Here is a 21,468-nt window from a genome sequence, read left to right as displayed (position 1 = left end):
AATGATCTTTCGTAATGTGGAGGCTATGGCCGTGAGCGAATCCCTGTCAACGATCCCGAGCGGGGTCGACGGGAGCTCACCCGCGACCCTCCGGCTCCTGAACTCCCGCGCGCTCCTCGACGAGCTGTTCCGCGACGAGTCCTCGTCCACCGTCACCGAGCTGAGCCGCCGGGTCGGCCTGTCCCGCCCGACGGTCGAGGCGGCGCTCGCCGACCTCGTGGCCGCCGGCTGGGTGCGCGAGGCCGACGCGATCGCGACGCCGAACAAGGCCGGTCGCCGCGCGAAGCGCTTCCGGGCCGACGCCGGGGCAGGATCCGTGCTCGGCGTGGACCTCGGGCTGCACGGCATCGTCGGCGTGCTCGCCGACCTCCGCGGCGACGAGCTCGCCCGGGTGGAGGAGGTCTACACGGACCTCGCATCCGCCGATCAGGCATGGTCGAGCGTGCAGGACGTCGTCCACCGACTGACCTCGCACGTCGACCCGGGCCGGCTCCTCGCCGCCACGTTCGGCGTCCCCGCGGTCGTGGACCGCAGCGGCGAGATCGACTACACGGTCGCCGTGCCCGAGTGGGTCGAGCGACGGGTGCCAGGACGCATCCAGGAGCTGCTGCCGAGCGCGGTCACGTTCTTCGACAACGACGCCAAGCTCGCTGCGACGGCCGAGACGACGTGGGGCGGCTTCCACGGGGTCCGCGACGGCCTGTACCTGGTCATGGGCCGTCAGATCGGCGCCGCCTTCCTGGTGGAGGGCGCGCTGGCCCGCGGCGCACGGGGCGCGGCGGGCGAGATGGGCGGCCTGGTGTCGACCGGGTGGCCCGAGGCACCGGCCAGACTGGAGGCCCGGATCCCGCCCGGCGCGGACCTCGAGTCCGTCATCGTGGCGGCCGGGCAGGGCGACGCTGCCGCCCAGGGCGTCATCCGGGCGCTCGCCGAGGACGTCGCGCCGGGCGTGGCCCAGCTCGTCCTGACGATCGACCCGGAGGTCGTGGTGGTCGGGGGCGAGGTCCTGCCGGCGGCCGAGGTGTTCTGTGCGGCACTGGCCGACGCCGTCGCGCCGCTGCTGCGGCACCCGGTGGCGATCGTGCCGTCGTCGGTCGGGCGGGACGCCGTCGCCCGGGGAGCGCTGGCGCGGTCGCTCACGCACGTGCGGACGTCGCACATGGGCCTGGGCTGAGGGAGCGACAGCGCGCACTCCGGCACCTGTCAGGGTGTTCAGGGATGATCGCGGGATGACGACCGCCGTTCTGACGACCGCCACCCGCGCCGCTTCCTCGTCCCCGGACGCCGACATGGGCGGGCTCTCGGGGTTGGTGCTGCAGCTCATCGAGGCGCTGGGGGAGTGGGGCGTCGCGCTGATGCTCTTCGTCGAGACGGTCTTCCCGCCGATCCCGTCCGAGGTCATCCTGCCGCTCGCGGGGTTCCTCGCCGGTGCCGGACGGATGAACCTGGTGCTCGTGCTGGTCCTCGCGACCCTCGGGTCGTACGTCGGGGCGCTCGTCCTGTACTGGCTCGGTCGGGTCATCGGCTTCGAGCGCACGGTCCGCTGGCTCGGGAAGCTGCCGCTCGTCGACGAGGACGACTTCCGCACGGCCGCCGCCTGGTTCCACCGCCACGGCCGCAGCGCCGTGCTGTTCGGCCGCCTGGTGCCGATCGTCCGGAGCCTGATCTCGCTGCCCGCCGGCGCCGACCGGATGAACCTGGCGTCGTTCTCGCTGTTCACGATCCTCGGCTCCGGCCTGTGGAACAGCGTGCTCGTGCTCGGCGGTGCCGCCCTCGGCACGCAGTACGACAAGGTCGAGGGCTACACGGAGTGGATCGACCGGGCGATGTACGCGGCGATCGTCGTGGTGGTCGTCGTGTTCGTCGTCCGTCGAGTCCGCCGCGGACGTGCCGAGCGGAACGCTCCTGCCGCGCAGGACCACGCGCCCGCCGCCGGCGTCCACGGTCGTCGTCGTGCGGAGACGACCGGGGACTGACCGGCGCCGGACCGCTGATCAGGCCTTGGTGAGCGCCGACTCCTTGTGCGCCGCGCGCTTGCCCGACTTCTCCGACTCGATGATCCAGTACGGGTCGTCGTCCGTCGGCTTGAAGTGCTGACCGTCGAACTCGAAGTCCTCCGTGCGCTGCTCGACGAGCGTGCCCGTCGTCGTCCCCTGCGAGGTGTTCCAGTGGACCTCGTCGCCCTTCGACAGTGCCATTGCATGTCCCCTTCCGTGGTGTCCGGTTCGCGTCGGATCCGCGACCTGTACCCCGAGACGCTAGACCCCGCCGATCCGCGTGGTTCCAGGGATGTCGGGTGCGTCACGATGTCATAACGCCCACCCGGATCGAGCGTGCGGAGCGTACCGTTGTCGGCGAGTCGCGCACGAGCAACGCTCGCCCCCGATGGCTCCCCGAAGGATCGAACCACCCTGATGTCACTCGTCGACAACACCCGCACGGAGACGGTGCTCTCCGGACGCTACCGGTTGGCGCGCCTCATCGGCACCGGGGGCATGGGGTCCGTCTACGAGGCCCGCGACGAGCACACCTACCGCCTGGTCGCCGTGAAGCTCTTCGCGACGCCGCACGCGATGACGACGGCCGACCGGGTGCGCCAGGAGCGCGAGATCCGGCTGCTCAGCATGCTGTCGCACCCGGGGCTCATCCCGCTCTACGACGCCGGCACGCACGAGTTCCCCGACGGGCCCCACCGGTTCATCGTGATGGAGCTCATCGCCGACACGACCCTGCTCCGCCGACTGGCCGAAGGCGCGCTGCACAACTACGAGGCCGCCGACCTCGGGGCCCAGCTCGCGGACGCCCTGGCGTACGTGCACTCCCGTGGGATCGTGCACCGCGACGTCAAGCCCGCCAACATCCTGATCAGCGACGAGGGCTCCTCCGGGTTCGCCCGCACGGTCAAGCTCACGGACTTCGGTGTCGCGCACTTCGTCGACGGCTCACGCCTGACGAACGACGGCACCGTGATCGGCACGGCCGCGTACCTCAGCCCCGAGCAGGTCGCCGGCGAGCCGATCAGCTACGCCACCGACGTGTACTCGCTCGGGCTGGTGCTGCTGGAGGCCCTGACCGGCAAGCAGGAGTACTCCGGGACGCTCATCGAGGCAGCACTGGCGCGCCTCCGTCGCAGCCCGGAGATCCCGGACGAGGTCGGCCGTGACTGGCAGGACCTGCTGCTCCGGATGACCGATCGTGACCCCGCCCGCCGTCCGACCGCGGTCGCCGTGGCCCGGGCGCTCCGCGGTGGCTCGATGCAGGTCACCGGGCCCGTGCCGCTCGGTCCGGAACGCCTGGCCCACCAGCGCGACCACCGCATGCACCGGGCGGCACACCGGCACGCGCGGCGTGGCACGTTCGAGGCGGTCAACCGCTGGCGTCGACGCAACATCGTGACCGGGACCGTCGCCGCCGCCGGGGTGCTGCTCGCGTGCACCCTGAGCTACGTCGCGGGCACGCTGCACTGATCCGGCCCCGTCGGCAGCGATGGGACGACCCGGTCAGACCTCGATCGACTCGCCGTCCTGCAGGGTCAGCAGCTCGATGCCGGTGAGCTGGCCGCTGTACTGGGCGAACATGCCGCGGCCGGCCTCACTGAGCATGAGGTCGTGGACCTGCACCGCACGCGTCGGCCCGACCGCCCGGATGAAGTCGACGAGCTCACTGAGCTTCGCCCACGGGCCGGAGGTCGGCACGAGCAGCGTCTCGACCGCGGTGTCGGGGACCGAGTACGAGTCGCCGGGGTGGAACAGGCGACCGTCGACCAGGTAGCCGACGTTGCTCATCGCGGGCAGGTCGGCGTGGATCACCGCGTGGTCCCCGCCGTGGACCTGCACCGCGAAGCCACCCGCCTGGATCGTGTCGCCGGGCGCGACCGCCGTGACGCGGCCGTCGTGCGCACCGAGTGCGGTGACGACGTCGGCCGGGGCCCAGACGCGCAGGTCGGGCTGGGCGTCGAGCGCGGCGGACAGGACGTCGGCGTCGAAGTGGTCCGGGTGGTCGTGCGTCACGAGGACGGCGGTGGTGCCGGCGACGAGGTCGGCGGAGTTCGGCGTGTAGGCGCCCGGGTCGATCACGAGGGAGCGGTCGCCGTCACGGAGGACGACGGTGGCGTGGGTGTGCTTCGTCAGCTGCATGCTCCGAAGTGTACAGCGCACCTGTACAGTTTCGTCATGGACTCCCGCGACCAGGACCCGGTGTTCACCCTCGACGACGCGAACGCGCTCCGGCGGGCGATCGGCGACAGCGTGCGGGCGGTCCGACGGTCCGAGACCACGCCGGAGGGGCAGATCGAGGCGCTCGGCTTCCTCGCGCGGGACGGTGCCCACAGCATCGCGACGTTGGCTCGGCTGCGCCGGGTGCGGCACCAGAGCATGCGGGTGACGGTCGCCGACCTCGAGGCCCAGGGGCTGGTCGAGCGGGCGCCGGACCCGTCGGACGCCCGCGGGGTGCTGGTCTCCCTGACGCCCGCCGGTTCGGCGGTGATCGCCGAGTCCCGGACACGACGGGCCAGCCGGGTGCTCGCGGCGGCCGAGACGGCGCTCACCCCGGAGGAGCGGGCGGTGCTCGCGCGGACGGCCCCCGCGCTCGACAAGCTCACCGCGGCCCTGCTCTCCCAGGACGTCGACGACGCGCAGGGTTGAGCCGGCACTGCCCGTCCGTCGGTCGTTTCGGGCAGGATGGAGGGCATGAGCGACCAGCGATGGATCAAGATCTGCGGCTTGTCGACGCCGGAGACCGTGGACGTCGCGGTCGACGCCGGTGCCGACGCGGTGGGGTTCGTCTTCGCCGCCGGCAGCCCCCGCACCGTCACCGCCGACCTGGCGAAGGAGCTCGTCGAGCGGGTGCCCGACGGGGTCGACGCCGTCGGGGTGTTCCGCGACCAGGAGATCGACGAGATCGTCGGGATCGCCTCGGCCGTGGGGCTGACGACGCTGCAGCTGCACGGCAAGGAGTCCGCGACGGACTTCGCCCGCGCGCGGGACGCCGGCTTCTTCACGATCCGCGCCGTCGCGGCCGAGGACTACCTCGCCGAGACCCCCGAGCAACGCGCCGCGTACGACCACGACCTGCTGCTGCTCGACGCGACCGTGCCCGGCAGCGGTCGGCTCATCGACCCCGCGACGCTGGCGGACGGCATCGACGAGGCCTGGATCCTCGCGGGCGGGCTCACCCCCGCCAACGTCGTCGCCGCGGTCGAGAGCCTCGACCCGGACGGTGTCGACGTGTCGAGCGGCGTCGAGTCCGAGCGCGGGGTCAAGGACCCAGCCAGGATCCGGGCCTTCGTCGAGGCGGTCCGCAGCCTGCCCTGACGGAGCCGGGCCGAGCCTCCAGGCCGGATGGCGGCGACCGCCAGACCGACGCGACGGACGCGACCCGCGTTCGTCAGACGGACGCCACCCGGAGCGTCGGGATGAGCTCGGTGAGGAACGCGTCGGTGTCCTCCCAGCCCTCCACCGCGTGGCAGGGGACGCCGAGGGCCTTCACGGGGTAGTCGTTGCCCTCGGGGTCGAGCCGGTCGCCGACGAACAGCACGTCGTCGAGCGCGATGCCGGTGATCTCGGCCAGGCGCTGCATGCCGTAGGCCTTGTCGATGCCCTTGCGGGTGATGTCGACGCTGGTGGAGCCGCCGGAGCGGACCTCGAGGTCGGGGAGCTCGGCCTGCACGCGGCGACGCAGGTCGTCCTTCTTCGCACCGGTCGGGTCCCACTGCTTCTTGACGTCGACCGGGGCGGCCTGGCCGAGAGCGGAGAAGGTGATCTGGGAGCCGCGGTCCTCGAGGATGTCGCCCCAGGTCTCGGACTCCCAGTAGCCGGCGTCCTTCGCGACGGCCTCGACGGCGGCGAGGGCGCGGGCCTTCTCGTCGTCGGTGAGGTCCTCGGCGTACTGCAGCGCCCAGTCGTCCCCGGCCCAGCGGTAGTAGCGCGTGCCGCAGGTGGGCAGCAGGTGCAGGTCGTCGAGGGTCAGGCCGGCGCGCTGGCTGAGCGGTGTGACCAGCTGCTGCTCGAACTGCTGGAAGTTGCCGCCGGAGATCACCGCGACGGGGACCGTCTCGAGCAGCGCGGCGAAGGTCTCGAGCATGCGGGGGTCGAGCGAGGACTTCGACGGGGCGAGGGTGTCGTCCAGATCGAAGGCGACGAGGCGTGGTGCGGTCATGCGCACGATTGTGTCATGCGACATGTCCCCGCAGCCGGACGGGTGCGGGGTCCAGCCGATCCTTGCGGGAAGCCGGTCGGCTGGACCCGGGCGGGGTCAGTCGCCCGCCTCACTCCTTGACGAGCACGACCTCGTCGAGCGGCAGGCGGGTGCGCGGGGCGACCTCGCGCTGGGCGGCCTTCTCCTCGAGCTGCGAGGGGTGCGCGACCGTGCCGATCGCGGTCACCGTGAACGGCTGGAAGCGCTCGGGCAGGTCGAACGCCGCGGCGAGGCCCGCGGCGTCGATGCCGGCCATCTGGTGCACGTGCAGGCCCTCGGCGTGCGCCTGCACCGTGAGGGCGGCGAGGGACTGCCCGAGGTCGTACTGCGCGAACGGGCGGGCGTCGCCGTCCTCGGTCACGTTCTCGAGCACGCCGACGACCAGGACGCTCGACCGGTGTGCCCAGGTCTGGTTGAAGCCGAGCAGGTGCTCGTTGATCTTCCGGAACGTCTCGGTGCCGCGGCGGCCGGCGATGAAGCGACGGGGCTGCGAGTTCTGCGCGGAGGCGGCCCAGCGCGCGGCCTCGAGGACGGCGTCGAGCTGGTCGTCCGAGATCGTCGCGGTCTCGTCGTAGGAACGCGGGCTCCAGCGCTCCTCGAGCAGCGGGACGAGGGGCTGGCTCGAGTCGGTGGAACGGGAGAGCGTGGTCGCGGCATCGGTCATGTCCAGCACAACGTCGGTCGATGCGTCCGCAATTCCGACTCGGAGCCCAGATCCCGGTGGAACCACTGATGACACACGGCGCGTCGTGGTCGGGGCAGGCCGGCCAGGTCGCGGGTGGGCATCGACACCTGCCAGGATGGGTTCGATGGGTGGCGTTCTGATCGGCTTCGCGATCATCGGCGCGATCATCGCGGCCGGGTACCTCGTCGGGCGCGTCGGGCTGCTCGGACCGCACGCCCAGTTCGTGATGAGCCGGCTGGCCTTCTTCGTCCTCATGCCGTGCCTGCTGTTCCACACCATCGCGACGGCGGACATCGCGTCGCTGGTGTCCCCGATGCTCTGGGTGTCGCTGTTCAGCGCGGTCACCGTCGCCGTCGGGGCAGCGCTCGTGTTCGGCCTGGTCCTGCGTCGGTCGCTGACCGTGACGACGGTCGGGGCACTGGCGTCGAGCTACGTCAACGCGAACAACATCGGGCTGCCGGTCGCCGTCTACGTCCTCGGGCAGGCCACCGCCGTCGTGCCGGTGATCCTGCTGCAGCTCGTCCTGCTCGCCCCGGTCGCGCTGACGATCCTCGACGCGGCGACTGCGTCGGGAGGCGGCTGGAAGCGCCGGCTGCTCGGACCCGTCACGAATCCGCTCATCATCGCGTCGCTGCTCGGACTGCTGTGCTCGGCGCTGCACGTCCGGTTGCCGGATCCGGTGCTCGAGCCCTTCGCGCTCGTCGGGGCTGCCGCCGTGCCGGTCGTGCTGCTGTCGTTCGGCATGAGCCTGCACGGGTCGGCACCGCTCCGCGACCCGTCCATCCGGACGGACGTGATCGTGGCGTCGGCCGTCAAGCTGGTCGTGATGCCCGCCGTGGCCTTCGTGTTCGCCCGGTTCGTGTTCGGGCTCGACGACCAGCAGGTGTTCGTCCTCACCACGCTCGGTGCGTTGCCCGCGGCGCAGAACGTCTTCAACTACGCGCAGCGGTACGACGCCGCGGTCCCCGTCGCGCGGGACGTCGTGCTCATCTCGACGATCGGCGCGGTGCCCGTGCTGGTGCTCGTCGCCGCGCTGCTGCACCCGTAGCGGCGGCGCGGGGGCCGCGGCGGCGCCGCTGCTGGCGCGCGTGCTGTGGGTGAGGTCGCAGTTGGTGTCGGGTCCGCGCGCGGCGAGGCGACACGGAGTGCGATCTCAGCGGGGTCGGGACGGTGGGCGGGGCGGACGGGAGGCTCGGGGCGGGGCCGGTGGGAGCCTCCAGGCCGGTGGGGGTGCGGACCGGCGCCTCGCGGGGGCGCGAGTGGGCGGGACACCCCGGCGGGGTGGCGGCGAGTGGTCGCGGACTGTCGGTCGGCCGGAGCGCCAGCGACGGATGGTGACCGCTCGGCGGACGTGAGCGGGGTGTCGTGACCGGTGAGATCGCAGTTGGTGTCGGGTCCGCGCCCGGCGAGGCGACACGGAGTGCGATCTCAGGCGCGGGAGGGGGGAGTCCGGGTCAGAAGATCATGGGGCGGTCGTCGTCGAGGGCGGTGTCGAGGTCGAGGTCCACGACGACGGGCACGTGGTCGCTCGGGGCGTCGCCCTTGCGCTCGTCGCGGTGGATCGACGCGCCGGTGACGACGTCGGCGAAGCCCTGGGACCCCATCACGAAGTCGATGCGCATGCCCTCGTTGCGGGGGAAGCGCAGCTGCTTGTAGTCCCAGTACGTGTAGCCGTCGGGGACGATCGGGCGGACGACGTCCTGCAGGCCGCGGGTCTCGAACGTGCGGAACGCGGTGCGCTCGGGCTCGCTGACGTGGGTCGCGCCCTCGAAGACGCGCATGTCCCAGACGTCCTGGTCGAGCGGTGCGACGTTCCAGTCGCCCATCAGCGCGAGCTTCAGGTCAGGGTCGGCCTGCAGCCACTCGGTGGTGCGGTCGGCCAGCTGGGCGAGCCAGTCGAGCTTGTACGTGTAGTGGGGGTCGCCGACCTCGCGCCCGTTGGGGACGTAGAGGCTCCACAGGCGGACGTCGTCGACGGTGACGCCGATGGCGCGGGCCTCCACCGGGAGGTCGGGCCCCTCGTGTCCCTTGAGGAAGCCGGGCTGGCCGGGGAAGTCACGGGTGACGTCGTCCATCGGCAGGCGGCTGGCGAACGCGACGCCGTTCCACTGGTTCAGCCCGTGGGCCTCGACGTGGTAGCCGGCGGCCTCGAACGCGTCGACCGGGAACTGCTCCGGCTTGCACTTGATCTCCTGCATGCCGAGGACGTCGACGTCCTCTCGCACGAGCCAGTCGACCACCCGGGCCACTCGGGTGCGGACGGAGTTCACGTTCCAGGTCGCCACGCGCATGGAACACGAACCTACCGGTCGCCACCGACCGACGGCTCCGAGCGGCCAGGGGCTGCGAGCGGCCGGGGACTCCGCGCGGCCACCGCGGACTCCGAGCGGCCGTCGCCACGATGGTGTTCCCTGGAACCAGGAGTCCAGCCCACCGTGAGGAGCAACACCATGGCAACGACGAGCAACCGCGTGGACGGCACCGCAGCCACCGTGACGGCCGGGACCACCACGACACAGGTGACCGGCGCCGGCAGGACGATCATCGACGACCAGGTCGTCGCGAAGGTCGCCGGCATCGCCGCACGGGACGTCCCCGGCGTCTACGCGCTCGGCGGCAACGCTGCCCGCGCCTTCGGGGCCATCCGCGACGCGATCGGGTCGAACGCGCTCGGGCAGGGCGTGCGCGTGGACGTCGGCGAGACCCAGGTCGCCGTCGACCTGACGATCGTCGTGGACTACCCGACGCCGATGATGGAGGTCGCCTCGGCCGTGCGGACCGCGGTCACCAACGCGGTCACCGAGCTCGTCGGGCTGCAGGTCACCGAGGTGAACATCGCGATCAACGACGTCAACATCCCCGCGCTCGACGGCACCACCGGCGACCTCGACGGCCGCGTCCGATGACGTCGACCGTCGTCGGCATGGGCGTCGGTGCCGTGCTGGCGGTCGTCGCGCTGACGCTCGGGTTCTGGGCCGTCCTGGTCGTCGCGGTCTGCATGGCGCTCGGGGCCCTCGTCGCCCGGGTCGTCTCCGGGGACGTCGACGCCCACCGGCTGCTCGACGTGCTGCGCGGACGCCGGAGCTCGTCGTGAGCGGTGCGGCCGACGCGACGACCGCGCCCGCCGACCGCGTACCCGGGTCCGATCGGATCGGCACGGCGGCACTCGTGCACACCGCCCAGGTGGTGGCGGCCGAGGCGCTCGGGAGCTCCGTCCGGGACGTCCGCGCGCGGGTGGCCGACGACGGACGCGGCGCCCTGGCCGTGACCGTCACGGCGCCGCTCGTGATGCCCGCCCTCGGGGCGCGTTCGGCCCCGAGAGCGAGAGCGAGAGCGCGTGCGTCGGATGCGTCTGACGCGGCGGAGACGTCGGGCGCCGACACCACCGCGACGACCGAGTCCGTCGTCGCGCGCACCCACCGCGCCCGGGCCACGGTGGCCGAGTGGATGAGCGCGATCACCGGGCGCCAGGTCCAGCGCGTCGACGTCACGTTCACCTCGTCGGTCGTCGACACTCCGAGGCGGGTGCGATGACCGAGCACGACGCCTTCGCACGCCGTGTCCTGCGCCGCGAGACCCACGTGTCCCGGTCGGTGTCGACCGTGGTCGCGATGCTCCTGCTCCTGGTCGTCGCCGCTGCCGCGGTGTTCGCGGCAGTCCTCGTGTTCCTCGACCAGCGGGTGCTCGGCATCGACCCGCGCGACGTCGTCGACGCGGCGGTCGCTGCCCCGCGTGGGCTCGACCCGACCGTCGTGGTCGGCGTCGGGGCGGTCGTGGCGTTCGTCGGTCTCGTCCTGCTCGCGAAGGGCGTCCTGCCCGGGCGTCGTCCGCGCCACACCATGCCCTCCGGCCGCCTCGCCGTCGTGGTCGACGACGAGGTGCTCGCCTCCGCTGCGGCGCGTGCCGCCCGCGGAGCCACGCGACTCGGTCCGGACGCCACGGTGGGGACCGTCGGACGGCGGACGGTGGACGTCGTGCTCCGACCAGCTGCCGGGGTCGACGTGCCGGCGGTCGCCGCGAAGGACGCCGTCGACCGGGAGTTCGCGGAGATCGACGTCGCGCCGGCGGTGCACGCGCGCGTGCGGGTCCAGCCGACGGCACGGGTCGACGGGTGAACGCCACGAACCGCGCGCTCAACCGTGTCGCGCTGGTCGTCACGGGGCTGGCACTGCTCGTCCTGGGCGTCGCGACCGTCCTCGTGCAGACCGTGCCCTGGGCCGCCGACCGCTGGCAGGACGCCGCGCGGGGCGCGCTCGGGGACCTCGGAGCGGACGCGTCCCACGAGGCCTCCGCGATGGCATGGGCGTGGGTGCTCGGCGGCGCGGTGCTGCTCGGCGTCCTGGCACTCGTCGTGCTGAGCGGCCTGGGTGGTGGCGGTGTCGGCACCGTGGTCGAGGACGACGGCAGCGCCGCCGGGCTCCCCGGGGTCGTGCGCGTCGACGCCGCTGCCGCGCAGCACGCCCTGTCGTCCGCGGTCGGCGCGCTGCCCGCAGTCGCGTCCCTCGCCGTCGACGTGTACCGGGTCCGCGGACGCCGTGCCCTGCGCATCCGGGTCCGTCCGCGGAAGGGCGCGTCACCGCGCGAGATCACGACGCGCGTCGAGGAGATCGTCGCGGACCTCGACGTCCTGCTCGGCGGACCGCTGCCGGTGCTGCTCGAGATCGCCCGTGGCGGTGCCGGGTCCTCGCGGCCGGACCGGGTGCGCTGACGTGGCGGCACCGGTGTCGCTCGGGGGACTGCCGCACGGGGAGGTCGCCGTGCCGGACGCCGTGGCCGCGGTGATCGGCGCCCGAGCGGTGGTCCCGGTGTGGGTGAACGCGATCGGCGGGAAGACCTTCCGGATCGGCGGCACCGACGCCGACAGCGCCGACGAGTACGTGAAGTGGGTGCCCGCGCCCTACCGGCCGTGGATCGACGCCGAGGCCGCGCGGCTCGCCTGGGCCGGCCGGTGGCTCCGTGTACCCGAGGTCGTCGACCACGGTGCCGACGAGGACGGCGCCTGGCTCGTGACCCGAGCGCTGCCCGCGTGGAGTGCCGTCGATCCCCGCTGGCGCGACGAACCCCGGACCGCGGCGATCGCCGTCGGGGAGGGCCTGCGGGCGATGCACGACACGCTCCCGGTGGCCGAGTGCCCCTTCGTGTGGTCGAGCGAGGACCGGGCGGAACGGGGCCGTGCGGCGGGGGCTGACCCGTCCCGGCTCGGGCCCGAGCCCGCGACCGACCTGCTCGTCGTCTGCCACGGTGACGCGTGCACGCCGAACACGCTCATCGGTGCGGACGGGCGCTGGGCCGGCCACGTCGACCTCGGGGCGCTCGGTGTCGCCGACCGCTGGGCGGACCTGGCCGTCGCCACGATGGCGCTCGGGTGGAACCTCGGCCCCGGGTGGGAGCCGCTGTTCCACGAGGCGTACGGGCTGCCGGCCGACCAGGAACGCACCGCCTGGTACCGCGCGCTGTGGAACCTGGACGACGACGGGATCGTCAGCGACGGCCGCAGCAGCGACCACCGCAGCAGCGACAGCCGCAGCGGCGACGGCCGCAGCGGCGACGGCCGCAGCACCGACCCGGTCGCCGGGGACTAGAAGCCCACGCCCCTGGCCGCCATGAAGCCGACCGGGTCGGTCGTACCGCCCCCGACGTGGGTCTCGTAGTGCAGGTGGCACCCGGTCGAGTTGCCGGTCGACCCGACGAGCGCGACGAGCGTGCCCGCGGCGACCTGCTGCCCGGGGGTGACGCGGAACCCGCCGCTGACGATGTGGCCGTACGCCGTCGCGACCCCGTTGCCGTGGTTGATGCGCACGTAGTTGCCGTAGCCGCCGTACCAGCCGACGTACTCGACGGTGCCGGCCGACGCGGCGACGATCGCGGTGGAGCAGCCGCTGCCGAGGTCGATGCCGTCGTGGAAGCTCCCCTTGCCGGTGATGGGGTGCACGCGGTAGCCGTACGAGCTCGAGATGTACCCACCGGCGGGCCGGACCCATCCGCTGCCAGAACCCGTGCCGACCGACGGTGACCCGCCGACCGGTGCGCCGCCGCCGCCGCCACTGCCACCGCTGTTGTTGTGCGCGGCGGCGTTCGCGGCAGCTGCCGCAGCGGCCGCCGCGGCACGACGGGCGGCCTCGGCGGCTTCCCGCGCGGCCCGTTCGGCAGCGGCCTTGCGGACGGCTTCACCCTCGGCGAACTCGGCCTCGGTCCGGACACGGCCGGACGTCAGCGTGGCGAGCTGGGCCTGCAGCCGCGCCTTGTTGTCCTGCTGCTCGTCGTAGGCGGCCTGGGCGCGGTCGGACGCGGCCTGGGCCTCGGCCATGCGGTCCTGTGCGGCCTTGGCGAGGTCGGCCAGTGCCGCAGCCGCGCGGTCGGCCTGCCCGGTGAGGGCCCGGGCGACGGAGGCATCGGCGCTCGCGGCGGTCTCCACGCGCTCGGCCTGCTCGGAGAGCTTGCTCAGCGCACCGAGGTCGTACAGCAGGTCGCGGGAGGCCTCACCGCCGGTGAGCACGCTGGTCGAGACGTCGGTGCCGCCCGAGCGAGCCATCTGCGCGGCGAACCGGCCGGCCTGGGCAGCGCTCTGCTCGGCGACCTCGGCGTGCTCCTCGGCGTCGGCGCGGAGTGCCTGTTCCTTCTCCGCCGCACGCTGGGCCTTGCGCTGGGCGTCGGAGTAGTCGTTGCCGCGCTCCTGGGCCTCGGTCGCAGCGGCGCTGGCCGTCGACTCGAGCTGCCCGATGAGGCCCTGGATGTCGGAGATCTGGCTGTTCTTCTGCGACTCCTGCCCGCGGGCGGCGAGGACGTCGTCCCACGACGGGTAGGTCGCCGCCTGTGCCGGGGGAGCGTCGAGCACGACGGTGCCGGTCAACCCGAGCAGGGCGACACCGGTGACCGCCAGCCGCAGACCCAGGCGCAGCTCCAGCCGCTGGCGCAGCCGCGGGAGCAGCCCCGGACGTCGACCGGACAGCGGGCGCGAGGAGAGGGGGGCAGAGCGAGTCATCGGGAGCGAGCCTATACATCCGTACAGATCCGCCGCGACGCCGACGCACCGCTGTGGAGAACTCCCTCAGAACCCGCGCTCGCGTCGGACCTCGTCCGCGCTGCCCACGACGTCGCTCCGCAGTCGGGCCGCACCGGCCGTCCCCGCGTAGTCCCAGACGTCGAACCCCGTGCAGTGGGTGACCGCGGCGGGGCGTCCCAGGAGGTCCTCCACGGGCGTCGGCCACACGTCGCCGGAGCCGACGACCACGAACGTCGGGTCGGCGTCGCGGTAGGCCCCGAGGTCCACGAGCCACGGGTACACCTGGAACGAGTCGCGGACCTGCAGCAGGTCGACGTTCGTCGACGCGTAGGTGGCGAGCGGCCGCACCGTCCAGAACTGGCCCACCCCGACGACGTCGCGGCCGTCCGCCCAGCGGTCGAGGCAGCTGGCCGGCGTGTACGCGGCCGTTCGCACGGCCCGCAGGGTGCTCGGCGCGACCGCGACCCCGGCGGCCAGCACGACGGCGGTGCCGAGTGCGAGCGCGACCCGGACGCCCCGGACCGGTTGGTGCAGCCGCGTGCGTCGGACGGCCGTGCGCGTGAGCTCGCAGACGGCGACGAGGGCGATGAGCGGCGCGACCACGACGGGCTCGAGGTAGCGCGGGGTGTCCGACCCGGCGACGACGACCCCCACGGACACGGCGGCGATCGTCACCGCGGGCAGCAGCGACGCCACGAGGACGGTCCTGGCAGTGCGGACCCGCCAGGCCCACACCGTCCCGCCGACCGCGAGCAGGACCCCGACGAGCATCAGGAACAGCCCGACGTCGCCCTCGCCGGACCCCGCGCGGTCGTCGGTCAACGACGCGAAGAACCCGAGGGTCGACGCCGCGCGCGACGGGTGCACGTACGACGAGGGGTCGAGCGACACGAACGGCCGGAGCGGGATGCGCACCAGGGACCCGACGACCGCGCCGGCCACGACGACGCCGGACAGCCACAGTGCCGGCCGCCACGGCACCCGGCGCAGCAGCGCCACCAGGAGCAGCGTGACGACGACCGGCCCACCGGACCACGGCACGTACAGCGGGTTCGACGCCGTCGTGCACGCGGCGACGAGGCCGAGCGTGACGAGGACCGCCACGGACGCCCGCCCGACCCGGACCGCACGGAGCACGAGCGCCGCCGTGGCGAGCAGCGCCAGCACGACGCCGTAGTAGTACGTCGTGGTCAGGAGCAGCGACGTGAGCTCGAGCGACGTCGCCGAGGCCGAGGACTCCGTCAGGACCTGCAGCGTGAGGAACCCCACGGCCAGCACGGCGACGGCGATCCGCGCCGACCGACGCGCGGAGGGCATCAGCTCGTTGGCGACCGCACGGACGAGCGCGTAGACGCCGAGGAGCACCAGCACGCCGTTGAGCGCCAGTGCCTGCTGCGGCGTGGCGGTGACGACCGAGCAGAGCAGGTAGACCGGCAGCTCCGGGAAGAAGAACAGCGCGGGTGACATCGCCCACTCGAAGGGCTCCCCGGCCCGGATCGACCGGACTACCAGGGGCAGCAGCACCGAGTCGCCGTCGTACCAGAGCAACGAGACCCGGGCCGAGGCGAGCACGTGACGGAGGGCGATGACGGCGAGGGCGACCGCGACGAGGGCGCCGAGGGCCTCGCGACCGACCGCGCCGACGCGGTCCCGCGGCGACCGCCCACGGTCGAGCTCACGGTCGCGCCCGCGGTCGGCCCCGGCACGACGGGACCCGCCGGCCGCTGGACGCGACGGGCGTTCGAGGGACACACCAGGCAGCGTACCGACGCCTCCCCGACAGCTCCGATGAGCGCCGTGTGGGCGGGACCGACTACCCTTGTGCGCTGTGACGGACGCGCGCGAGCAGTTGATCGACCACATCACGGCTGAGGCCGTGTTCCACGGTGACTTCACGCTGACCAGCGGCAAGAAGGCGACGTACTACATCGACCTCCGCAAGGTCAGCCTGGACCACCGCGTCGCCCCGCTGATCGGCCAGGTCATGACCGACCTGATCGCCGGTGTGCCCGACGTCTCGGCCGTCGGCGGGCTCACGATGGGCGCCGACCCGATCGCCGCCGCCGTGCTCCACCAGTCGGCAGCGCGAGGCGGCACGTACGACGCCTTCGTCGTCCGCAAGGAGCCAAAGGACCACGGCCGCGGCAAGCAGGTCGAGGGCCCGGACCTGCGCGGCAAGCGCGTCATCGTCCTCGAGGACACCTCCACCACCGGCGGCTCCCCGCTCAAGGCCGCCGAGGCCCTGGAGCGCGAGGGCGCGATCGTGGTGGGCGTCGCGGTCGTCGTCGACCGGGACACCGGCGCCAAGGAGACGATCGAGGCAGCCGGGTACCCGTACTTCGCGGCGATCGGACTGGCCGACCTGGGGCTGTCCGCGTGACCGCGGAGCGTCCGGACGACGCGCGCGAGCCCGACGACGCCGCCCGCCCCGAGCACGGGGCAGACGGCCAGGAGGCCCCGCCCGCTCCCGCCACGGACGCTCGCTTCCCGGGACTCCGCAGTGCCGCCGACATCTTCGGTGCGCCGCGGACCGCCGACGAGTGGCCCTCGCGCCGCGAACGTCGCGAGGCGGAGCGCGCCGCCGCCGAGACCGGCGAACCGCTCCCGGAGCCCTTCGAGCCCGCCACCCTGCCGGACGCGGAGCCCGCCACCGCGCCGGCACCCGAGCCCGTCACACCGGCGGACGCCGAACCCGCCTCGGCGCCGGCACCCGAGCCCGCACGCGCGCCGCTCGACGCGGACGCCACCCAGGCCATCTCGATGCCCGAGCAGCTCGCGGCCCCCTCGCACCCGGCCTCCGACCCCGACCGGTCACTGCTGAGCGGTCGCATCCCGCCGGCCTCCGCGGTCCCGCCGAGCACCACCGCGCCGCACCCCAGCTCGATCCAGCTGCCGTTCGCGCAGACGAACCGCGACCAGCGCGCCGCGGAGACCCAGGCGATCGAGGACGAGCGCCGACGCACCGACCCCCTCGGGCTCGGCCGTGACGACGTCGACTTCCTCGGCCGCGCCACCGGCTCGCGCCCGACCCCGACCGGTCCCCTCGCACAGCAGCCGCTCGGCGTGGGGAACGCGCTGCCGCCGAGCGACGAGCCGCCGACGTTCACCGAGCTCCTGCGCCTGCCCGGCGGTGACGGTGCCGAACGCCCCGACGCGGGACGCCCCTTCGACTGGGCCGTCCACGACGACGACGCGGGCGAGGTCCCGACCACGCTGACCTCGGACTCGTTCGACACCACCACGCTCGGCGGCGGGTGGTCGTTGGCGGACGAGGCCGACGACGACGCCGTCATCGACGACGAGCCCGTGGGCCCTGCGACCGTGGCGATGTCCGTCCCCACGCCGCCGGTCCCCGCGTCGGCACTGCCCGTACCGGAGACCATCGACTCCGACGACGCCGGCAGCTGGTCCCTCAGCGACGACGCCGCCCGTACCGGCGAGGTCTTCCCCGGCGACACGATGGACACCGAGCGCCCGGCGCCGCCCGTCGAGCACCAGGCCCCGCCCGTGGAACACCAGGCCCCGCCCGTCGACCGTCAGGCCCCGCCCGAGCGCCCCGTCACGCCCCCGCCCGCACGGCTCGACCTCGACGAGCTCGACCAGTCCGAGTGGGACGGCCGCGAGACCAGCGACACGAGCGCGATCAAGGACCTCTTCGGCACCCAGGCCGTCAACCAGCTCGGCTCCACCGGGTACGACCCGCACGACACCGGCACGCAGATGATGCCCGCCGTCCACACCCCGGCCCCGACGCCGGCCCGGTCGCCGTCCCAGGCAGCTCCGACAGCGCCCTCGGCAGCGGACGGCGGCAACTTCATCAACGAGGGCTTCGCCCGCCTGCGCGGCGAGGGGAAGCGCGGCAAGCAGCTCCTCATCGGCGGCGCGGTCGTGATCATCCTCCTGATGCTCCTGGCGGTGGTCCTCATCTCGCTGTGGATCCGGTCGAACACCCTCGACGAGCAGCTCACCCCGACGAAGTCACCGGCGGCGGCAGCGATGGTCACCACGGGCGGTCCACCCGCCTCGACGGCGTAGCCAGCCCCAGGACAGACGGGAGGCTCCCCACCGGACCGGTGGGGAGCCTCCCGTCCGTCACGGGCCGCGGTCAGACCGCGGTCGGCACCTTCGCGGAGGCGTCGGCGAGCGTCTGCAGCTCCTCGACGTCGAGTTCGAGGTCGGCCGAGGCGAGGAGCGCCGGCAGCTGCTCGGTGTTCCGCGCCGACGCGATCGGCGCGACCACGTCGGGCTGGGCCTGCAGCCAGGCGAGCGCGACCGTGGCGATCTCGACGTCGTGTGCGGTCGCGATGCCCTCGAGCGCGTCGACGACCGCGAGCCCGGCGTCGGAGAAGTAGCCGGAGACCTGGCCCTCGCGGTCCTTGCCGGCGAAGTCGTCCTTGGTGCGGTACTTGCCCGTGAGGAACCCGGCGGCGAGCGAGAAGTACGGCACGACTCCGAGGCCGGCGTCGTGTGCGAGCGGGGCGATCTCCGACTCGTACGGCTGGCGGGTCACGAGGTTGTAGTGCGGCTGGATCGCGACGGGTCGGGCCAGGCCGTTCGCCTCGGCGATGCGGATCCACTCGGCGGCACGCTCGCGTGAGTAGTTCGAGATCGCGGTGTACCGGACCAGGCCCTCCTGCACGAGCTGGTCGAACGCGCGCACGGTCTCCTCGAGCGGGGTGTCCTGGTCGTCGAAGTGCGCGTAGTACAGGTCGATCCGGTCGGTGCCGAGGCGCTGCAGGCTCGCGCGGGCACCCTTCGCGACGTTGTCGGCCGACAGCCCGGGGAACTCGGGGTGCTGGGAGACCTTCGTGGCGATCGTCACGTCGTCGCGCTTGCCGGACGCGGCGAACCACGAGCCGATCACGGTCTCGGACTCACCGCCGGAGTTGCCGTCGGCCCAGGCGGAGTACACGTCGGCGGTGTCGATGAAGTCGCCGCCGGCGGCCGTGTAGGCGTCGAGGACCCGGTGCGAGGTGGACTCGTCCGCGGTCCACCCGAAGACGTTGCCGCCGAGGGCGAGGGGGAACACGTGCAGGTCGCTGCTGCCGATGCGGGGCATGCGGATTCCTTTCAGGTCGGAACGGTTCGTCGTCCACGCTAGGCCGGTGCGCTTGACAACGTCGCAGCGTCAGGGTGTCGTGGACCGGGACATGACCACGCTTGCCTCGTACCTCGCCGACCCCCACCCCGCCGTGCGCCTGCGGGCGGTGATGGCAGCAGGCACCGAACCGTCGACGGACGACCTCGAGCTGTTGGTCGAACAGTGCGCGCACGAGCCCGACCTGCAGGTGCGGGAGATGCTCACGTGGGCGCTGCTGCGGCTGCCCGCGGAGGTCGTCGTGCCGCGGGTGCTCCGGGAGCTCGACCGTCCGGAGCCGCAGGCGCGGAGCCAGGCGCTGCACACCCTGTCGAAGATCCGCGACGGGTCGGTGTACCCGCAGGTCGCAGCCCGGCTGGAGGACCTGGACCCCGGAGTCGTCCGCACCGCCTGGCGTGCCGCCGTCGTGCTCGTGCCGGATGCGGCCCGTGCCTCGCTGGCGGCGTCGCTCGCGGTGCAGCTCGGGCAGGGCGACCGGGAGACGCGGCTCGCCCTCAGCCGGGCGCTCGCCGGACTCGGGGCCGAGGTCACAGCTCCCGTCCTCGACGCGGCGGCCGAGCACCGGAACCCCGACGTCCGCGAGCACGCGGCCGACACCGAACGGCTGCTGCACGACCCGGACGCCGGGTCCGCGCTGGCGCTCGAGCGGGCTCGTCGCGAGGTCGCCCTCGGGCGCACGCGGTCCGCGAAGGGCTGACCGGGCGCCGGGCGCGCGGCGAGCGCTGGGCGCCGTGCGCCGTGCGCGCGGCGAGCGTCTGGCGTCAGTCGTCGTCCGGCGCGAGCCAGATCGCCGCGGCCGCCGCTGCCGGCAGGTCGACGAGCGACTCGGTACCGTCGGCGTCCCGGCGCGCCACGGCCACCACGCCCGCGTAGTCGCGGACCTGCTCCACGCGGAGGTGGGTGCCGAGCCCCACGCCGAGCTCGTCGAAGTACCGCAGCAGGGACGGGTCGTCGTCGGAGACCCGGTCGACGGTGCCGCACGCTCCGGGCACCACCGTCGTGAGCAGGGCGCCCGGCGAGGACGGCAGGGACCCGTCGGCGCGGGGGATCGGGTCGCCGTGCGGGTCGTGCGTCGGGTGCCCGAGGTCGGCGTCGACCCGGTCGAGGAACGTCTCCGACACCGCGTGCTCCAGCGCCTCGGCCTCGGTGTGGACCTCGTCCCACGAGTACCCGAGCCGGTCGACCAGGAACGACTCGATGAGCCGGTGCCGTCGGACCATCGCCACGGCGACCTGGTGCCCGAGCGGGGTCAGCACGACGCCGTAGTACGGGGTGTGCTCGATGAGGCCGTCGCGGTCGAGCTTCCGCAGGTTGCCGGACACCGTCGATGCCGACACCCCGAGCGCAGCGGCGATGTCCCGCGTCGCGATGCCCGGGTCGCCGCGCTCGGCGGCCTTCCAGATCAGCTTGACGTAGTCCTCCGCCATGGTGGAGAGCGGAGGGAGGCGCATACGGCAATGGTACAAACAGGCATGCCCGTCGATCCCACGACCACCCGGCGTCGCCGTCGTCGGTGGCCCGTCCCGCCCTCGCTCCTGGTCGGCCTGGCCCCGCTCGTGCTCTTCGCGGCGATCAGCGCCTGGCGCGCCCGGCCGAGCGACGACTACCCCTCGCTCGGTCTCACGGTCGACAGCGTCGTCTCCGCGCTCGTCGTTCCCGAGGGCATCGCGGCGCTCGTGCTCGCCGTCATCGTCACCGGGCTCGGGTGGTGGCGCATCGCGACGGTCGACGCCACCAGGGGGCGTCCGCGCTGGGCCTGGATCGCCCCGGCGCTCATCGCCGTCGTGTGCCTGGTCCGGCTGCCGCTCGTCGGGTGGGGTGCGCTGCCGTGGCACTACTTCGCGTTGCTCGCGCTCGGGGTGCTGTTCGTCGGGGTGTTCGAGGAGCTGATGACCCGCGGCGTGCTGCTCGTGGGGCTGCGCCGACGCCTGCCCGAGTTCGGCGTCTGGATCGTGTCCTGCGTGCTCTTCGGGCTGCTCCACCTGCTGAACGCGCTCGCCGGCGCGGGCATCGGCGTCACCGTCGTCCAGGTCGTCTTCGCCGCGTCGTTCGGGTCGACGCTCTACGTCGCGCGACGCCTGAGCCGCGGTCTGCTGCTGCCCGTGCTGCTCCACGCCTTCTGGGACTTCGGCTCGATCGCCGTCTCCGCCACCGTGCGGCAGGGGGCCGGTGACCTCATCGCGGCGGGTGGCATCGGGCTGTTCGCGTTCGCGGTCCTGGCGTTCGGCATCGTCGCCGGCGGCATGGTGGCCTGGCGCGACGACCGTCCGCGGCGGCTCCGTCGACGCTGGCGCGGGGTCCCGCGGAACCCCGACGCCGATCCGCTCCCCGCATCCGAGGTCGTTCCGGCGTGGAACGGTCTGCGAACCCCCACAGACACCCCGGCCGGTTCACCCGCCTGACGGGGACTGTTCGCCTGCTGGACACCGGGTCTCCGCACCATGGCCGGGATCCCAGTCGGTCCACAGAGAGGAGCGTCGCCTGCGT

At 73.4% G+C, this 21,468-nt stretch carries 25 protein-coding genes; 16 read left to right on the top strand and 9 right to left on the bottom strand.

What is annotated here, in order from left to right; all coding sequences use genetic code 11:
• Nucleotides 1–31: 31 nt before the first annotated feature.
• Together ITJ54_RS09955 and ITJ54_RS09950 are read left to right on the top strand one after the other, a co-directional pair.
• The gene (locus tag ITJ54_RS09955) at nucleotides 32–1,174 is read left to right on the top strand and encodes an ROK family transcriptional regulator (RefSeq protein ID WP_194627855.1); all 1,143 of its coding nucleotides are present in this window, start codon (nucleotides 32–34) and stop codon (nucleotides 1,172–1,174) included.
• Nucleotides 1,175–1,229: 55 nt separating this feature from the next.
• Nucleotides 1,230–1,976, top strand: coding sequence for a DedA family protein (locus ITJ54_RS09950; protein WP_194627854.1), 747 nt, complete (start codon nucleotides 1,230–1,232; stop codon nucleotides 1,974–1,976).
• Between the two features lie 18 nt (nucleotides 1,977–1,994).
• Here the strand turns inward: ITJ54_RS09950 and ITJ54_RS09945 are convergent, their stop codons facing one another.
• The gene (locus ITJ54_RS09945) at nucleotides 1,995–2,198 is read right to left on the bottom strand and encodes a DUF2945 domain-containing protein (RefSeq protein ID WP_194627853.1); all 204 of its coding nucleotides are present in this window, start codon (nucleotides 2,196–2,198) and stop codon (nucleotides 1,995–1,997) included.
• Between the two features lie 216 nt (nucleotides 2,199–2,414).
• Here ITJ54_RS09945 and ITJ54_RS09940 point away from each other — a divergent pair, with 216 nt between their 5' ends.
• A complete protein-coding gene (locus ITJ54_RS09940) occupies nucleotides 2,415–3,467 on the top strand; it encodes a serine/threonine-protein kinase (RefSeq protein WP_194627851.1) in 1,053 nt (350 codons plus the stop codon).
• Nucleotides 3,468–3,500: 33 nt separating this feature from the next.
• Here the strand turns inward: ITJ54_RS09940 and ITJ54_RS09935 are convergent, their stop codons facing one another.
• Nucleotides 3,501–4,136, bottom strand: coding sequence for an MBL fold metallo-hydrolase (locus ITJ54_RS09935; RefSeq protein WP_194627849.1), 636 nt, complete (start codon nucleotides 4,134–4,136; stop codon nucleotides 3,501–3,503).
• A gap of 36 nt (nucleotides 4,137–4,172) precedes the next feature.
• Between ITJ54_RS09935 and ITJ54_RS09930 the strand changes: the two genes are divergently transcribed.
• Both ITJ54_RS09930 and ITJ54_RS09925 read left to right on the top strand, forming a co-directional pair.
• Nucleotides 4,173–4,643, top strand: coding sequence for a MarR family winged helix-turn-helix transcriptional regulator (locus ITJ54_RS09930; protein WP_194627847.1), 471 nt, complete (start codon nucleotides 4,173–4,175; stop codon nucleotides 4,641–4,643).
• A 45-nt stretch (nucleotides 4,644–4,688) separates the two neighbouring features.
• Nucleotides 4,689–5,312, top strand: a complete 624-nt coding sequence (locus tag ITJ54_RS09925) for a phosphoribosylanthranilate isomerase (protein ID WP_194627845.1) — start codon at nucleotides 4,689–4,691, stop codon at nucleotides 5,310–5,312.
• 73 nt (nucleotides 5,313–5,385) lie between these two features.
• Here the strand turns inward: ITJ54_RS09925 and ITJ54_RS09920 are convergent, their stop codons facing one another.
• Complete coding sequence (locus tag ITJ54_RS09920; RefSeq protein ID WP_194627843.1) at nucleotides 5,386–6,156, bottom strand: HAD-IIB family hydrolase; 771 nt, start codon at nucleotides 6,154–6,156, stop codon at nucleotides 5,386–5,388.
• Between the two features lie 109 nt (nucleotides 6,157–6,265).
• The gene (locus tag ITJ54_RS09915) at nucleotides 6,266–6,859 is read right to left on the bottom strand and encodes a nitroreductase family protein (protein ID WP_194627841.1); all 594 of its coding nucleotides are present in this window, start codon (nucleotides 6,857–6,859) and stop codon (nucleotides 6,266–6,268) included.
• Nucleotides 6,860–7,004: 145 nt separating this feature from the next.
• On the opposite strand from ITJ54_RS09915, the gene ITJ54_RS09910 reads away from it, so the two are divergent.
• On the top strand, nucleotides 7,005–7,928 hold the full coding sequence (locus ITJ54_RS09910) for an AEC family transporter (RefSeq protein WP_194627839.1): 924 nt from the start codon (nucleotides 7,005–7,007) through the stop codon (nucleotides 7,926–7,928).
• Between the two features lie 406 nt (nucleotides 7,929–8,334).
• Here the strand turns inward: ITJ54_RS09910 and ITJ54_RS09905 are convergent, their stop codons facing one another.
• Nucleotides 8,335–9,171 (bottom strand): exodeoxyribonuclease III, encoded by an 837-nt coding sequence (locus ITJ54_RS09905; protein WP_194627837.1) that lies wholly within the window; start codon nucleotides 9,169–9,171, stop codon nucleotides 8,335–8,337.
• Between the two features lie 159 nt (nucleotides 9,172–9,330).
• Between ITJ54_RS09905 and ITJ54_RS09900 the strand changes: the two genes are divergently transcribed.
• From ITJ54_RS09900 to ITJ54_RS09875, 6 genes are read left to right on the top strand one after another with little or no spacing between them, the layout of a single operon-like run.
• Nucleotides 9,331–9,786, top strand: a complete 456-nt coding sequence (locus ITJ54_RS09900) for an Asp23/Gls24 family envelope stress response protein (RefSeq protein WP_194627835.1) — start codon at nucleotides 9,331–9,333, stop codon at nucleotides 9,784–9,786.
• The gene (locus tag ITJ54_RS09895; protein WP_194627833.1) at nucleotides 9,783–9,974 is read left to right on the top strand and encodes a DUF2273 domain-containing protein; all 192 of its coding nucleotides are present in this window, start codon (nucleotides 9,783–9,785) and stop codon (nucleotides 9,972–9,974) included. The genes ITJ54_RS09900 and ITJ54_RS09895 overlap by 4 nt, the downstream gene beginning before the upstream one ends.
• Nucleotides 9,971–10,414 (top strand): hypothetical protein, encoded by a 444-nt coding sequence (locus ITJ54_RS09890; protein ID WP_194627832.1) that lies wholly within the window; start codon nucleotides 9,971–9,973, stop codon nucleotides 10,412–10,414. Before ITJ54_RS09895 ends, ITJ54_RS09890 begins: the two co-directional genes overlap by 4 nt.
• Nucleotides 10,411–10,995 carry a DNA/RNA endonuclease G gene (locus tag ITJ54_RS09885; RefSeq protein WP_194627831.1) on the top strand — a complete coding sequence of 195 codons (585 nt, stop codon included), beginning with the start codon at nucleotides 10,411–10,413 and terminating at the stop codon, nucleotides 10,993–10,995. The genes ITJ54_RS09890 and ITJ54_RS09885 overlap by 4 nt, the downstream gene beginning before the upstream one ends.
• Complete coding sequence (locus tag ITJ54_RS09880) at nucleotides 10,992–11,588, top strand: hypothetical protein (protein ID WP_194627830.1); 597 nt, start codon at nucleotides 10,992–10,994, stop codon at nucleotides 11,586–11,588. The genes ITJ54_RS09885 and ITJ54_RS09880 overlap by 4 nt, the downstream gene beginning before the upstream one ends.
• 1 nt (nucleotide 11,589) lies before the next feature.
• The gene (locus ITJ54_RS09875; protein ID WP_194627829.1) at nucleotides 11,590–12,462 is read left to right on the top strand and encodes a phosphotransferase; all 873 of its coding nucleotides are present in this window, start codon (nucleotides 11,590–11,592) and stop codon (nucleotides 12,460–12,462) included.
• On the opposite strand, the gene ITJ54_RS09870 is transcribed toward ITJ54_RS09875, so the two are convergent.
• Nucleotides 12,459–13,862, bottom strand: a complete 1,404-nt coding sequence (locus ITJ54_RS09870) for a M23 family metallopeptidase (RefSeq protein ID WP_194627828.1) — start codon at nucleotides 13,860–13,862, stop codon at nucleotides 12,459–12,461. The genes ITJ54_RS09875 and ITJ54_RS09870 overlap by 4 nt on opposite strands.
• 66 nt (nucleotides 13,863–13,928) lie before the next feature.
• On the bottom strand, nucleotides 13,929–15,635 hold the full coding sequence (locus ITJ54_RS09865; RefSeq protein WP_194627827.1) for a hypothetical protein: 1,707 nt from the start codon (nucleotides 15,633–15,635) through the stop codon (nucleotides 13,929–13,931).
• Between the two features lie 76 nt (nucleotides 15,636–15,711).
• Here ITJ54_RS09865 and pyrE point away from each other — a divergent pair, with 76 nt between their 5' ends.
• A complete protein-coding gene (gene pyrE / locus ITJ54_RS09860) occupies nucleotides 15,712–16,263 on the top strand; it encodes an orotate phosphoribosyltransferase (RefSeq protein WP_071272457.1) in 552 nt (183 codons plus the stop codon).
• Nucleotides 16,260–17,918: a hypothetical protein gene (locus ITJ54_RS09855; protein WP_194627826.1), complete on the top strand. Its 1,659-nt coding sequence runs from the start codon at nucleotides 16,260–16,262 to the stop codon at nucleotides 17,916–17,918. Before pyrE ends, ITJ54_RS09855 begins: the two co-directional genes overlap by 4 nt.
• A gap of 70 nt (nucleotides 17,919–17,988) precedes the next feature.
• Here ITJ54_RS09855 and ITJ54_RS09850 read toward each other — a convergent pair whose 3' ends face one another.
• Complete coding sequence (locus tag ITJ54_RS09850) at nucleotides 17,989–18,942, bottom strand: aldo/keto reductase (RefSeq protein WP_194627825.1); 954 nt, start codon at nucleotides 18,940–18,942, stop codon at nucleotides 17,989–17,991.
• 91 nt (nucleotides 18,943–19,033) lie between these two features.
• On the opposite strand from ITJ54_RS09850, the gene ITJ54_RS09845 reads away from it, so the two are divergent.
• Nucleotides 19,034–19,678 carry a HEAT repeat domain-containing protein gene (locus tag ITJ54_RS09845; RefSeq protein WP_194627823.1) on the top strand — a complete coding sequence of 215 codons (645 nt, stop codon included), beginning with the start codon at nucleotides 19,034–19,036 and terminating at the stop codon, nucleotides 19,676–19,678.
• Nucleotides 19,679–19,742: 64 nt separating this feature from the next.
• Here ITJ54_RS09845 and ITJ54_RS09840 read toward each other — a convergent pair whose 3' ends face one another.
• Nucleotides 19,743–20,432: a metal-dependent transcriptional regulator gene (locus tag ITJ54_RS09840; protein WP_194627820.1), complete on the bottom strand. Its 690-nt coding sequence runs from the start codon at nucleotides 20,430–20,432 to the stop codon at nucleotides 19,743–19,745.
• A gap of 21 nt (nucleotides 20,433–20,453) precedes the next feature.
• On the opposite strand from ITJ54_RS09840, the gene ITJ54_RS09835 reads away from it, so the two are divergent.
• Entirely contained in the window at nucleotides 20,454–21,383 is a 930-nt protein-coding gene (locus tag ITJ54_RS09835) for a CPBP family intramembrane glutamic endopeptidase (RefSeq protein WP_194627818.1), read from the top strand.
• The last annotated feature ends 85 nt before the right edge of the window (nucleotides 21,384–21,468 follow it).

Origin of the sequence: Curtobacterium sp. VKM Ac-2865, assembly GCF_015350905.1 — a bacterium.
GTDB lineage: Bacteria > Actinomycetota > Actinomycetes > Actinomycetales > Microbacteriaceae > Curtobacterium.
The sequence above is the reverse complement of the archived record's forward strand: the minus strand, read 5'-3'. Positions and strand labels throughout refer to the sequence as shown.